The following is a 13,563-nucleotide window of genomic DNA, read 5'->3' as shown; positions in this document are numbered from 1 at the left end:
TAGAAAACAAGGCACGATTTACTCGCGCCTTGTTTCTATATTATATCCTGATTCTATTATGCAACAGTTTTGCTGTTTTCTACAAGGAAATCAACCGCTTTTTTCAATTGAAGGTCGCCTTTGATTCCGTCAAGGCTTCCTCCTAGTGCTGCCTGGATTTGATCAGCAGTCATATTGTACATTTCAGACATCTTTTGAAGTTCTGCACTTACTTCTTCATCTGTAACTTCGATGTTTTCAGCTTTTGCGATTGCTTCAAGAGTAAGGTTCACACGCACGCGTGTAGCAGCCTCTTCTTTCATTTGTTCGCGAAGAGCAGCTTCGTCCTGTCCAGAGAACTGGTAGTACAGGTCAAGGTTCATGCCTTGCATTTGCAAGCGTTGTTCGAACTCATTTACCATGCGGTCGATTTCAGTATCGATCATTGATTCAGGAACATCGATTTCAGCGTTAGCTGCTGCTTTTTCTACAACAGTGTCACGTTCGAAATGTTCTTTTTGGTGAGCTTTGTCATGAGCAAGACGATCTTTGATCTTTGTCTTAAGCTCATCTAAAGTTTCAACTTCTTCATCAGCATCTTTAGCGAACTCATCATCTAGAGCTGGAAGTTCTTTTCCTTTGATTTCGTGAATTTTCACTTTGAAAGTTGCAGGCTTACCAGCAAGTTCAGCTGCATGGTACTCTTCTGGGAAAGTAACCTCTACATCTTTTTCTTCGCCAGTAGCTGTTCCAACTAGCTGCTCTTCGAAGCCAGGGATGAATGAACCTGATCCAAGTTCAAGTGCATAGTTTTCAGCTTTTCCGCCTTCGAAAGCTTCGCCATCAACGAATCCTTCGAAATCGATGACAACACTGTCGCCATTTTCAGCTGTGCCTTCTTCTTTAACAACAAGCTCAGCCTGCTTTTCCTGCATTGCTTTCAATTCATTTTCAACTTCTTCATCTGTTACGTTTGTGTCGAATGCTTCTACTTCAAGTCCTTTGTACTCGCCAAGCTTAACTTCAGGCTTAACTGTTACAGTTGCCTTGATGATCAAGCTCTTGCCCTTTTCGATTTGTTCTACATCGATTTCCGGGCGGTCAACTGGCTCGATACCAGTTTCATCGATTGCATTTGCATATGCTTCTGGAAGAAGGATATCAATTGCATCCTGATATAAAGACTCTACGCCGAAACGCTTTTCGAACATTTGGCGAGGCATTTTTCCTTTACGGAATCCTGGTACGTTAATTTGCTTAACGACTTTCTTGAATGCAGCGTCAAGACCTTGGTTGACCTTTTCTGCATCTACTTCAATTGTTAGAACCGTTTGGTTCCCTTCTCTTTTTTCTACCTTTGCAGACATACAGTTCCCTCCAACAATAATCTATTGTCATTTTCATTCGACGATGAATACTCTTGTTAACCAAGCAATATTCCAGATTAAATGTAAAATAGAATGATTTTTACATAATACAACCACTACATTATAACACAGGATTATTTCGTTTCAACAGCCAGGACTATATTATCGGGTAAGAAATTTCTTCTAGCTTCCGGATAAAGTCCAAAACCTGTTCTGCCGCCTCGGCCTCGCTATGGTATATTTCAGCAAATGACTCAAGCGGATCTTCAAATCCATAGTACTCATTGGCGATGAAATGGCAGGCAGAAGCCCAGGCTGAAGCATCCCCGACTGGCAATTCGAAAGGATAAACCAAAAAGAAGTACCTTTCGACCAGTCTTTGTACATTTTCAAATAAAACAGGATCATCACTTTCAATCTCCCGGCTTAATAGCTTGATGACACCGCTGTTCTCGATATAATCCTTCAGTTCGGGTATATCTGCTGGATTGAACGATTCTTCCCAATCGAATTTACGCACCTGTGTTTCTTCTGCATACTCTTGTTCTTTCAATATATTAAGCAGCATGGTTTTTAAAAACGGATGGCCTTCTCCTGATACGACATATTCCTTGATTTTTTCAATATAGGGACGTATGTTTACCTTCGCGAGTTCAGCAGCAACCATTACCTGATCGTTCGGACTCTTATAGTCAAACAGATTAAGCTCTTCCTCTTCAGGCTCTTCAAAACTCTCAATGGGCTCCATTTCTGTTTCGCCATTCAGCATACGCTTGCCAAATTCAAGCATGGTGATGAAATGCTCATGCTTGTCCGCTGGGATTTCCCGTTCCTCCAGAAGAGCTTCTATGGTCGCAACAACTTCTTTGTATTCATTCAACTGGACAAGGATCATTAGATACATGTCAATCACTTGTAAGTAATCACCCAGTCCGCACCGCAGCATCTCCGCCACGATTTCCTTGGCCTGATGGGTATTGCCTGCTTCATAATTAGCAAGCGCGAGGCCAACGTAGACATCACTGTTCTCAGGGTCATGCTCTAAAGCCTGCTCAAGAAACTGAATCGCATCCCTGTACTTTTGCTGTTTTAAATAATCCAGACCCTTTTCCAACAGACGCTTTTCCAGACCGGGAAACAGGATCACATTATCCTTGTTTGATTCCCGTTTTTTCATATACATACCGCCTTACTTTTAATAGTTCACCCTATTAATCCCAAAAAATTTTTCTTTGAGTTCAGCTTTTTTAGAAAGTTTAGCACGAATCCCTGAAAAAACAAAAAGATTCACAAGCTATGCCTGTGAATCAATCGTTTTTTTATTAGTTAGATTGCTTTTTCTATATGCTTATTCTCATATTCTCTGATACTGTCTTCAAGCTGGAGCGTTAATTCAATTTCATCCCAGCCATTAAGGAGCATGTTATACCAATATGGAGAGATATCAAACTCTGCCTTGAAGCCCCCGTTGTCATAAACCACCTTCTGTTCCAGAGATACATTCAGTTCATATTGCTGCCCGCTTGCTTTAGTAAGCAAATAGGTAACGTCTTCCTCTTGCAGTACGATCGGGAGAATTCCGTTTTTCAGGCAATTTTGTTTAAAAATATCCGCAAATGATGGAGCGACCAAAACCTTGAATCCGTAATCCAGCAATGCCCAAGGTGCATGTTCCCTGGATGAACCGCAGCCGAAATTCTCATTCGCTATTAAAATGGATGTACCTTCGTTATCTGGATGATTGAGCTCAAAGTCTTCATTGAGCTCACCGTTTGTTTTATAGCGCCAATCGTAAAACAGATACTGGCCAAACCCCGTCTTTTCGATTTTCTTAAGGAATTGCTTTGGAATGATCTGGTCAGTATCAACATTTGTCCGGTCCATCGCAGCGACTTTCCCCTTCATTTCTGTAAATCTGGTCATTTCAAGCTCCTTCCATCGAAAAATATCTTTTTGTAAAACTAAATTCATCAAATTCGTAGTTAAATATATGTTTTTTCAAATTTACGTTTTCGGGTCATTATTGCGTCTGTATTTTTAGCTGGAAAAATTATTCTCTTAATCAACGAAGATATTCGCCTGATGAAAACTGATAATTGCCCCATTCGAGCGATTAATTAATCCAAAAATCACATTAATTGCCCATTCAATACGATTAATTGCCCCTTCGTCCTTATTATGGTAAAAAAGGAAGTTAAACGGTAATGCCAGCCACCGACCTGACATCGACAAAATGCCCATGAAGTGCGGCAGCTGCTGCCATGGCGGGACTGACTAAATGGGTGCGCGCTCCGGCTCCCTGTCTGCCCTCAAAATTCCGGTTTGAAGTGGAAGCACAGTGCTCGCCAGCTGGTACAATGTCTGCGTTCATACTCAGGCACATGCTGCAGCCGGATTCCCGCCATTCAAATCCTGCTTCAATAAAAATTTTGGCGATACCTTCTGCTTCTGCCGCCTTCTTGACCTGCTGGGAGCCAGGTACGACAATCGCATCGACTCCTGTGGCCACTTTTTTACCTTTGACGACGTCGGCCGCTGCCCTGAGATCCTCCAGTCTTGAATTTGTGCAGGAACCGATAAAGACTTTAGTTACATTAATATCTGTAATCAGCTGGCCTTCTGCCAGGCCCATGTAATCAAACGCTCTTTGAACGGACTTCCTTTCTGCCTCAGTCTCACATTCTGCCAGATAAGGGACTCTCTCTGTTACTGGAGCAGTCATCGAAGGGTTCGTACCCCAGCTGACCATCGGTGAAATGGAGTCGCCATCTACCGTGATGGTATGGTCATACTCCGCATCATCATCAGAGCTGAGCTGCTGCCATTCAAGGATCTTATCGAGGTAGGCATCTCCCTGTGCAACATATTTTCTTCCATTCAGATAAGCGAAGGTTTTGTCATCAGGGGCAACGAGGGAAGCCTTGGCTCCTCCTTCAATAGACATATTGCAGATGGTCATCCTTTCCTCCATCGACATCTTCCTGATCGCCTCGCCGCAAAATTCAATCACGTAACCAGTACCGAAATTGACTCCATATTTACTGATAATGGATAGGATGAGATCCTTTGCACTCACCCCCGGTGCAAGAGAACCAGAAACCTCAACTTTCAGTGTCTTTGGCTTTGTCTGCCAGAGTGTTTGAGTTGCCAGCACATGTTCAACCTCGCTGGTGCCAATTCCGAATGCGAGCGCTCCGAACGCACCATGCGTAGACGTATGGCTGTCCCCGCAAACAATCGTCATTCCCGGCTGTGTCAATCCCAATTCAGGTCCGATGACATGGACGATGCCCTGTTCAGGACTGTCTAGGTCCGCCAGTGCAATGCCGAATTCAAGACAATTATTCCTTAAGGTATCCATCTGGATTTTCGCAACAGCATCAGTGATCTCACGCCGGTTAACTGTTGGTACATTGTGGTCCATCGTCGCAAACGTCAAATCCGGGCGTCGGACAGACCGTTTTTTCTGCCTTAGTCCCGAAAAAGCCTGCGGGGAGGTTACCTCGTGAACAAGATGGAGGTCAATATACATAAGGTCTGGTTTGCCTTCCTCCGTACTAACTATATGCTTCTCCCAAATTTTTTCGATGATCGTTTTCCCCAAAAATACCCTCCCCTTTTTCAAATCATTTTTCATCTATTTATTTGCAAACTGCCTGATAGTTTAAATTCCTGCTTTATGCGTAAGCACCCATGATATTGAGGATTGCTTCATTGTCCAGCAGTGCGGCTTTGATTTCTTCAACCATCCCTTCAGTTGTTAAAAATGGTGTGCCAAATACGGCAATGTCGCGGGTTCTGCTGCCAGCGTCAAGCACCTGCTCTACCGCATTCTCGATTGCCTCGGCTTCTTCTTCAAGACCGAAGGACAGGCGCAGCAACATTGCGGCTGACAGGATCATCGCGATCGGATTGGCCGCGTTCATGCCAGCGATATCCGGGGCAGAACCGTGGATTGGCTCATATAGATATGGCCCTGCAGCCGAAACACTTGCTGACGGCAGCATGCCAAGCGATCCGGTCAGTACGGACGCTTCATCGCTTAAAATATCTCCAAACATATTCTCTGTGACCAGTACATCAAACTGGCGCGGATTCTTGATCAGCTGCATCGCCGCATTATCGACCAGCATATGGTCAAGCTGGACATCTGGAAAATCCCTGGCCACCTCTTCCGCTGTTTCCCGCCACATTCGGCTAGATTCCAGAACATTCGCTTTATCCACAGAAGTGACCTTGCCTTTTCTCATGGCAGCCAGTTCAAATGCATAGCGGATGACTCTCTCCATCTCGTTTTTCTGGTAAAACAATGTATCGACTACAGAAGCCTCGCCTTTCTGGACAGTTCTCTCACTTGGTTTTCCAAAATAGAGCCCGCCCGTCAACTCCCTGACCACTACCATGTCAACCCCTTCAACGACATCTTTGCGCAGTGGCGAGATCCCGGAAATGCTGGAGTAGTATTGAACCGGACGGACATTCGCATAAAGCCCGAGCTCTTTCCGGATTTTCAGCAGTCCTTTTTCAGGGCGAATATGACCAGGCATTCGATCCCATTTAGGGCCGCCCACTGCGCCTAACAGGACAGCATCACTGCCCTTGCAGAGGTCGAGTGTGTGCTCCGGCAGCGGCGTTCCAAATTCATCGATTGCTGTTCCGCCGATTTCTCCATAAGTAAAATGGAACTTATGGTTAAAAAGCTCAGCAACTGCCTGGAGGATTGTAACCGCCCCCCTGCTTACTTCTTTGCCTACGCCATCTCCTGGCAGGATTGCGATCCTTTTTTCCATTACATTCGCCTCCGATTTCTTAAGTATATTTTTTTATCCGTTGACTGCGACTTTCTTCGTTTCTTCCATATATAAAACTCTATTGACTGCATTTAAGTAGGCTTTTGCCGAAGCTTCGAGAACGTCCTGTGCGAGGCCTCTTCCACTTGTCTCGACACCGCCGAATTCCAGCTTTACATATACCTGAGCCAGGGCATCCCTGCCGGCTCCAACTGACTGAATCCTGTAATCTAGCAAGCTGGCTTTTTCTTCCATGCATTTTTCAAGCGTATTATATAAAGCTTCAATACTGCCAGAACCTGTAGAGGCTTCCTGGATCTTTTCATTTTGGCAGCCATAAAGGGTGACCGTCGCAGTTGGCACCTGGTTGGTACCATACTGGACCTGAATGGAATCAAGACGGTAGTATTGCTGCTCTTTTGACAGGTTCTCTTCGAGGATGATGGCCACGAGGTCATCATCTGTCATTTCTTTTTTCCTGTCTGCAAGTTCCTTGAAAACGGAAAATAATTTATTGATATCCTGCTCAGGAACCGTCAGCCCGATCTCATTTAATCTGTTGCGGAACGCGTGGCGACCGGAATGCTTTCCAAGAACCATCGAGTTATTCTGTAAACCTACAAGTTCCGGCGATATGATTTCGTAAGTTGTTTTCTCCTTCAAAACCCCATCCTGGTGGATTCCCGATTCGTGGGCAAATGCATTCCTTCCCACCACGGCTTTATTGGCTGGTACCGCCATACCGGTCAACTTGCTGACAAGACTGCTCGTTCTGCTGATCTCTTTAAGGTTCAATCCAGTTTCCGCCTGGTAAAAATCTTTGCGGATATGAAGGGCAACCGCGAATTCTTCGAGTGCTGCATTTCCTGCCCGCTCCCCTATCCCATTGATCGTTCCTTCAACCTGTGTGGCTCCTGCAGATACAGCAGCAAGTGAGTTGGCGATCGACATTCCAAGGTCATCATGACAATGTGCTGATAGTTCGACCTTACCAATAGAAGGAACATGCTCTCGCAAGTAAGTGAATATTTGGCCATACTCCTGCGGCGAAATATAACCGACAGTGTCAGGAATATTAATGACCTTTGCACCGGCTTTAATAACCTCTTCTACAATTTCAGCAAGGAAATCAAGCTCGGTCCGGCAAGCATCCTCGGCGGACCATTGAATGACCGGAAACTTGGCTGCTGCATACTTAACGGTCCTTACCGCTGTCTCGATGACCTCAGCTTTTGTCTGCTTCAGCTTATGGATCCTGTGGATTGGCGAAGTGGCGATGAACAGGTGGAGCCTTGGCTCTGCACCATGTCTCAACGCTTCCCAGGCAGCGTCAATATCTGTTGTAACCGATCTTGCAAGCCCAGTAACCGAACATCCTTTAATTTGGCGTGCAATTTCAGCTACGGAAGCAAAGTCCCCTTTGGAAGCGGCTGGAAATCCCGCTTCAATAATATCAACATTCAACCTCTCTAATTGCCTGGCAATCTCCAGCTTTTCGGAAAAATTCAGATTGACACCTGCTGACTGTTCCCCATCCCTCAATGTCGTATCAAATATTTTAATTCTTCGCACTGGCAGCCACTTCTCTCTGCTTTTGTTTGTTGACAAACGGCATCATCTTTCTCAATTCTCTTCCTACCTCTTCGATCTGGTGGCGGTTTTCTTTTTCATTGATGGCATCGAACACCGGTCTGTTATTTTCATTTTCCTCAATCCAGCCTTTTGCGAAAGTTCCTTCCTGGATGTCTTTCAGAACTCTTTTCATTTCTTCTTTAACCTGTTCATTTACCACTCTCGGACCGCTGACAAAGTCGCCCCATTGAGCTGTGTCAGAAATCGAATAGCGCATTCCTTCGAGTCCGCCTTCATACATCAGGTCCACGATCAGCTTCAGCTCATGCATCGTTTCGAAATATGCCAATTCCGGCTGATATCCTGCTTCGACAAGTGTTTCAAAGCCTGCTTTCACTAGTGAGGTCAAACCGCCGCATAATACAGCCTGTTCACCGAATAAATCTGTTTCGGTTTCTTCCTTGAAGGTTGTTTCGAGTGCCCCTGCCCTCAATGCACCGATCGCTTTTGCGTAGGCAAGCGCAAGTTCTCTTGCAGTTCCCGATACATCCTGATGGATTGCAAACAGTGCCGGGACACCTGCTCCTTCTTGATAAGTCCTTCTGACCAAATGCCCAGGACCCTTAGGTGCGACAAGTAAGACATCACAGCTTTCCGGCGGGACAATCTGGTTAAAATGAACGTTAAAGCCGTGAGCGAACATAAGCGCCTGCCCAGAAAGCTGAGGTTCAATTTCATTTTTGTACACAGCAGTCTGCCGCTCATCCGGAAGAAGAATCATGACTACATCTGCTGCTGCCACAGCTTCAGCAACTGTTTTAACTTCAAAACCATCCTGTTCCGCCTTCTCCCATGACTTTCCTTGCCTTAATCCAATGACAACCTCAACACCACTGTCACGAAGATTCTGCGCATGGGCATGACCCTGTGATCCGTAACCAACTACTGCCACTGTTTTCCCGTTAAAATAAGCCTCATTTGCATCACCGTTATAGTACATTTTCGCCATAATTAATCTCCCTCTCCGAATATAAATTTTGTGTAATTCAGCTGTTTCCCTTTGGATTGCTGCTTTTCATATCAGTTATTGCATCCGCAATATTAAAGGTATCAAGGCTCTATCCGAGTTAACTTCTCCATACGTTTATGATTGGGAAAAACAAAGTTTATGAAAAGAGCCTTATCAAACAAATGAAAATGTTTTTTGCTGCCCGGTCCGCTGGTTCCCCCTTGGGAATGCTGTTGTTCCGGTACGGGCCAATTCTCTGATTCCATATGGTTTAATCAAATCGATAAACGCCTCGATTTTTTCCGTTTCACCTGTCAGCTGGATGATGATGCTATCCTTGCTGACGTCAATCACCGAGGCCCGGAATGGTTCAATGATCGAGTAGATTTCTGCCCGGTTGTGCGGAAGGACGGGCACCTTCATGAGAATGAGCTCTCGGGCGACAATCGCCTGGTCACTTATATCTGCCACCTTAAGGACATCAATCTGTTTATTGAGCTGTTTCGTGATTTGTTCGACCATCCCGTCATTCTCCACATGGACAACACAGGTAATCCGCGAAACTCCCTCTTGCTCGGTAAGGCCTACTGAAATGCTTTCAATATTGTAGTTCCTCTTCGAGAATAAATTCGTGATCCTGTTCAGTACTCCTGGCCGGTTCAAAACCGTCATCGTTATGATCCTTTTCATTTCTTCACTCCCACCATTTCGTGGATTCCTTTCCCGGGCGCAATCATCGGGTAGACATTTTCGGCTCCATCGACCCTGAAATCGAGCAATACCGGCTCTTTGTCGTGCAGGACCTGATCCAGAATTAAATGTGCTTCTTCCTCTGAGTGGATTTCAAACCCTTTGATGCCATAGGCCTCTGCCAGTTTTACAAAAGAAGGCTGTACCGGATTTTTACTGTGGGAATACCTTTCTTTATAGAAAATTTCCTGCCATTGTCTGACCATCCCAAGCGCCTTGTTATTGAAAATCGCTATTTTGATCGGCAGCTGAAATTCAGCGATGACCGCCAACTCCTGCGTTGACATCTGGAAGCCGCCATCTCCGAGAACGGCCACAACACAGGCAGATGGGTCTGCCAGCTGTGCTCCAATGCTTGCAGGAAGGCCAAATCCCATTGTCCCGAGTCCTCCGGAGGTCACCCATCGATCTGCTTGCTGGAGCTGATAATATTGTGCTGCCCACATTTGATGCTGGCCGACATCGGTGACGACAATCGCTTCACCTGCCGTTTTTTCATATAGGAGTTCCATAACCTTTTGCGGTTTTAGCACTTCACTGTTTTCGTAATGATAAGGATGATCCTCCTTCCAGACTGCAAGCGTTTCTGTCCATTCTTCCTGGAGAGGCGGACTGCCTTCCAGCTTTAACAACTGTCTTAACGCCTCTCCTGCATCACCGACAACCGGGATATGCGTCGGCACATTTTTGCCGATTTCAGCCGGGTCGATATCGATATGGGCAACAGTTGCTTTCGGAGCGAAATGCTTCAAATTTCCGGTCAGCCGGTCATCGAATCTTGCTCCAATATTGATGAGCAGGTCACAATTATACAGCGCCATATTTGCTGTATAGCAGCCATGCATCCCGGCCATTCCAAGGAATAGTTCATGTCCCGCCGGAAAGCCCCCCAAGCCCAATAATGTGTGGACAACATGAAGCTTCTGCTGTTCTGCGTATTCTTTTAAAAGATTAGAAGCCTTCGCATGAAGGACACCAGCACCGGCAAGAATCACCGGACGTTTCGCCTTGCTGACAGCTTCTGACAGTTTTCTTACTTGAAGGAAATTCGGCTCCACTGTCGGCTGATAGCCTGGAAGATGGATTTCCTCCTCAGCTGGTACCGTCGATACACCTGCTGCCATGTCCTTAGGGAAATCTATGACGACTGGTCCGGGCCTTCCGCTTGTCGCTATATAAAATGCTTCCTTGATGATTCTGGGGATGTCTTTGATATCCCGAATCTGATAATTGTATTTGGTAATAGGAGTCGTGATACCAAGGATGTCGGCTTCCTGGAAGGCGTCTGTACCGATCACCCCTGTGGCAACCTGGCCCGTGAAGACGACCAGCGGCAATGAGTCCATCATCGCATCAGCAATGCCGGTGATAATATTGGTCGCTCCGGGGCCAGAAGTCGCGATCACTACTCCAGGTTTCCCGCTGATTCTCGCGTATCCTTCTGCCGCGTGGATCCCTCCCTGTTCATGCCTTGGCAGAACATGAAGAATGTTAGAATCATAGAGTTTGTCGTAAATCGGAAGGACAGCCCCTCCCGGGTAGCCGAAAATGACTTCGACGTTTTCCTTTTCCAGGGCCTTAAGCAGCAAATCAGCACCGCTTACTTTACTCGTTTTAGCCTTTGTTTCCTTCAAGGCAGCTTCCATTTATCGAACCTCCCATTGTGTATTCAGTGTTTTTTTCAAAATAAAAAAGCCCACTCCATCTCCATATGCCTAAGGTTGCCCAGGCAAAGGGATGGAATAGGCTTTATCTCCTTGTTCCACGGTACCACCCTTATTCACGCATGATGCGTGCACTCGTGACAGCTTCAGCTGCCGGTTTTGATAACAAGTGCAGGACACTCGACCAGTTTTACTAGGTTTCCTTTCAAACTGGCGCTCCAGGGTGAGTTCACTTATCGCGGCATCGCCGGTTCCCAGCAACTCCGGCTCTCTGTGCATGCTCATCGCAATAAATTACTTGTCCCTGTCTTCGCTTTATCTATATTTAATTATACTTTTCATATCAACTGACTTGATGGGCTTTTTCTGGATAGACCTGGATCCCATCCGCAACTACTCTTGCCCGGAACTCATCCAGGATGTTTTGTGTATGCTCTCCTGGCACTCCATCGCCAATGACTCTTCCATCTACTTTTACGACTGCGATTACTTCTGCTGCAGTCCCTGTAAGGAATACTTCGTCAGCTGTGTATACATCATGGCGGGTAAATGGTTCCTCCTTGACCTCATACCCCAGTTTTTTGGCGATTTCAATGACGGCATTCCTGGTGATTCCTTCTAGTGCTCCTACATACCCTGGCGGTGTTAGGAAAGTGCTGCCTCTCACGATAAAAATATTATCCGCGGATCCTTCGGCAACATAGCCCTGGTCATTCAGCATAAGTGCTTCACTTACATTTGCCAGATGCGCTTCAATTTTTACAAGGACATTATTCAAATAATTCAGTGATTTCACTTTAGGACTTAACACATCAGGACGATTTCTCCTTGTCGCGACTGTGACAATCTCCAGTCCCCGTTCATACAATTCCTTTGGAAAAATAGCCAGGGGCTCAACAATGATGACGACATTCGCTTTCGGGCACTTATAGGGGTCCAACCCAAGGTCCCCGACACCTCTGGAAACGACAATGCGGATATAAGCATCTCTCAATTGATTCCGTTCGACCGTTTCAACCACCAGGCCGGTGAACTCCTCCTTAGAGTGTGGCATGTTCAGCATAATGGACTTCGCTGACCGATAAAGCCGGTCCATATGTTCTTCCATCCTGAAAATATTGCCGCTGTATACCCGTATCCCTTCAAAAATACCATCTCCGTATAGAAATCCATGATCATATACCGAAATCTTAGCATTTTCCTTGGTGACAAATTCACCGTTTAAGTAGATCCACTGATCGGGCACAATAAACACTCCTTTAACAAATAGACGCTTTAAATTATTAAATTTACAGGTTAAAAAAATACAGTTTTACATTATTCTAAAATTAATTTAAAACTATGACTCGCTTTGGTTGCAATCAACTTGTTTTTTTATTTGAGGATTATCTTACGCCCAATTTCCACACTCGTCAACACCCTTATTCTAAATTATTTGATAATTTAGATTAATTAGTTTATTTGTATACGCTTACATTGTTGATATATTCACATTTAAATAAAATTAATTTTTTTTTTACTGACCCCTTATGGACTTCAGTTTTGGAGAGCTAGTAAGAACTATAGGACATAAAAAAAAACTCACCTTCAATAAGGTGAGTTAAGGTATGTAGTTTAAATGGCGTCCCAGGAGAGATTCGAACTCCCGACCGTACGCTTAGAAGGCGTAAACTAACGCTTCCTATAAACGCTGATGCAACGGTCATTGAACGGCATTTAAATCGTCAATATGTAACGGTCATTTGCCGAACTTTCGACCAATTTCATTATAGCACGCTTATTCAGATGAAGAAAGTGTTATTTTATCAAGCATATAGCCGCATTTAGTCCTAAATTTTGCTACAAGATAATAAAGAAACGTAAGCTTTTGGCCTACGTCTTCTCATTGTTATCTAGGTCGATATCTGTAGGCATTTTCACGCCTGGCAACCGCTACTCCACGCCAATTACGGTCTGTGTTCGTTCTTTCTGCGTAATCTTCGAGAATCGTAAATTCTTCTTTAGTCGTGCGTTTATTGATGGTCTTGTAGATTCTATGCCTGATTGCTTCTGCCTGTATCTGTAGCTCTTCGAATGTTAGTTCTTTAGGATTCATTATCGTTTTTCCCCTTCGTTTACTTTCGTCCATGATTTATGATTTACGATTCTATTTACTGTCGTTTGTTGGATTCCGTACTCTTTCGCTAGTTCTGCCTGTGTTACGTCACCTTTCGAATATTTGGCTCTAATTTCCCTTACGATAACTTCGCTTCTTGCGCCTTTGCTCGGCTTCCATAAGCCCGTTTCCCTTGCGTGCCGTAGGTTTTCGGCTGCTGTTACGGTTTCTATGTTTACGAGCCTATTGTCGGTCTTGTTACCGTTTATGTGATTCACTTGCTTGTTGATAATTTCTAGCCCTGCGAAAAAAGCTACTAGCTCGTGAACAGTGTAAA

The 13,563-nt window shown here is 45.0% G+C and carries 12 protein-coding genes and 1 other annotated feature; all 12 genes read right to left on the bottom strand.

The genetic code is table 11. From position 1 onward, the window contains the following. Positions 1-56 precede the first annotated feature (56 nt). The 12 genes from tig to J7E35_RS23655 all read right to left on the bottom strand — a co-directional run bounded on the left by tig (position 57) and on the right by J7E35_RS23655 (position 13,504). Positions 57-1,346, bottom strand: coding sequence for a trigger factor (gene tig / locus J7E35_RS05990; protein ID WP_214777927.1), 1,290 nt, complete (start codon positions 1,344-1,346; stop codon positions 57-59). A gap of 157 nt (positions 1,347-1,503) precedes the next feature. After that, positions 1,504-2,523 (bottom strand): tetratricopeptide repeat protein, encoded by a 1,020-nt coding sequence (locus J7E35_RS05985; protein WP_214777925.1) that lies wholly within the window; start codon positions 2,521-2,523, stop codon positions 1,504-1,506. Positions 2,524-2,672: 149 nt separating this feature from the next. Then, positions 2,673-3,269, bottom strand: a complete 597-nt coding sequence (gene leuD / locus J7E35_RS05980; RefSeq protein ID WP_214777923.1) for a 3-isopropylmalate dehydratase small subunit — start codon at positions 3,267-3,269, stop codon at positions 2,673-2,675. A 271-nt stretch (positions 3,270-3,540) separates the two neighbouring features. Beyond that, on the bottom strand, positions 3,541-4,950 hold the full coding sequence (leuC, locus tag J7E35_RS05975) for a 3-isopropylmalate dehydratase large subunit (RefSeq protein ID WP_214777921.1): 1,410 nt from the start codon (positions 4,948-4,950) through the stop codon (positions 3,541-3,543). A 73-nt stretch (positions 4,951-5,023) separates the two neighbouring features. Continuing rightward, positions 5,024-6,136 carry a 3-isopropylmalate dehydrogenase gene (gene leuB / locus J7E35_RS05970; protein WP_214777919.1) on the bottom strand — a complete coding sequence of 371 codons (1,113 nt, stop codon included), beginning with the start codon at positions 6,134-6,136 and terminating at the stop codon, positions 5,024-5,026. 33 nt (positions 6,137-6,169) lie between these two features. After that, positions 6,170-7,708 (bottom strand): 2-isopropylmalate synthase, encoded by a 1,539-nt coding sequence (locus J7E35_RS05965; protein WP_214777917.1) that lies wholly within the window; start codon positions 7,706-7,708, stop codon positions 6,170-6,172. Then, entirely contained in the window at positions 7,695-8,717 is a 1,023-nt protein-coding gene (gene ilvC / locus J7E35_RS05960; RefSeq protein ID WP_214777915.1) for a ketol-acid reductoisomerase, read from the bottom strand. The genes J7E35_RS05965 and ilvC overlap by 14 nt, the downstream gene beginning before the upstream one ends. 174 nt (positions 8,718-8,891) lie before the next feature. Then, positions 8,892-9,407: an acetolactate synthase small subunit gene (gene ilvN / locus J7E35_RS05955; protein WP_192471479.1), complete on the bottom strand. Its 516-nt coding sequence runs from the start codon at positions 9,405-9,407 to the stop codon at positions 8,892-8,894. Continuing rightward, positions 9,404-11,113 (bottom strand): acetolactate synthase large subunit, encoded by a 1,710-nt coding sequence (gene ilvB / locus J7E35_RS05950; RefSeq protein ID WP_214777913.1) that lies wholly within the window; start codon positions 11,111-11,113, stop codon positions 9,404-9,406. Before ilvB ends, ilvN begins: the two co-directional genes overlap by 4 nt. An 84-nt stretch (positions 11,114-11,197) precedes the next feature. After that, positions 11,198-11,451, bottom strand: a binding site (T-box leader). Between the two features lie 23 nt (positions 11,452-11,474). Beyond that, positions 11,475-12,377 (bottom strand): branched-chain-amino-acid transaminase, encoded by a 903-nt coding sequence (gene ilvE / locus J7E35_RS05945; protein ID WP_214777911.1) that lies wholly within the window; start codon positions 12,375-12,377, stop codon positions 11,475-11,477. 642 nt (positions 12,378-13,019) lie between these two features. Beyond that, a complete protein-coding gene (locus tag J7E35_RS05940) occupies positions 13,020-13,226 on the bottom strand; it encodes a hypothetical protein (protein WP_214777909.1) in 207 nt (68 codons plus the stop codon). After that, positions 13,226-13,504, bottom strand: a complete 279-nt coding sequence (locus J7E35_RS23655; RefSeq protein ID WP_214777907.1) for an HNH endonuclease — start codon at positions 13,502-13,504, stop codon at positions 13,226-13,228. Before J7E35_RS23655 ends, J7E35_RS05940 begins: the two co-directional genes overlap by 1 nt. Between the last annotated feature and the right edge of the window lie 59 nt (positions 13,505-13,563).

The organism is Bacillus sp. ISL-45 (genome assembly GCF_018613195.1).
In the GTDB taxonomy this organism is placed as follows: domain Bacteria; phylum Bacillota; class Bacilli; order Bacillales; family Cytobacillaceae; genus Mesobacillus.
Note: the sequence above shows the minus strand (reverse complement) of the source record. Positions and strands in the feature narration are given on the sequence as shown.

What these genes read in the sequence shown, in the direction of transcription:
- leuD (WP_214777923.1), bottom strand. Translation starts at nt 3,269, where the DNA reads ATGACCAGATTTACAGAAATGAAGGGGAAAGTCGCTGCGATGGACCGG.
- leuB (WP_214777919.1), bottom strand. Translation starts at nt 6,136, where the DNA reads ATGGAAAAAAGGATCGCAATCCTGCCAGGAGATGGCGTAGGCAAAGAA.
- ilvN (WP_192471479.1), bottom strand. Translation starts at nt 9,407, where the DNA reads ATGAAAAGGATCATAACGATGACGGTTTTGAACCGGCCAGGAGTACTG.
- J7E35_RS05985 (WP_214777925.1), bottom strand. Translation starts at nt 2,523, where the DNA reads ATGAAAAAACGGGAATCAAACAAGGATAATGTGATCCTGTTTCCCGGT.
- J7E35_RS05940 (WP_214777909.1), bottom strand. Translation starts at nt 13,226, where the DNA reads ATGAATCCTAAAGAACTAACATTCGAAGAGCTACAGATACAGGCAGAA.
- ilvB (WP_214777913.1), bottom strand. Translation starts at nt 11,113, where the DNA reads ATGGAAGCTGCCTTGAAGGAAACAAAGGCTAAAACGAGTAAAGTAAGC.
- ilvC (WP_214777915.1), bottom strand. Translation starts at nt 8,717, where the DNA reads ATGGCGAAAATGTACTATAACGGTGATGCAAATGAGGCTTATTTTAAC.
- tig (WP_214777927.1), bottom strand. Translation starts at nt 1,346, where the DNA reads ATGTCTGCAAAGGTAGAAAAAAGAGAAGGGAACCAAACGGTTCTAACA.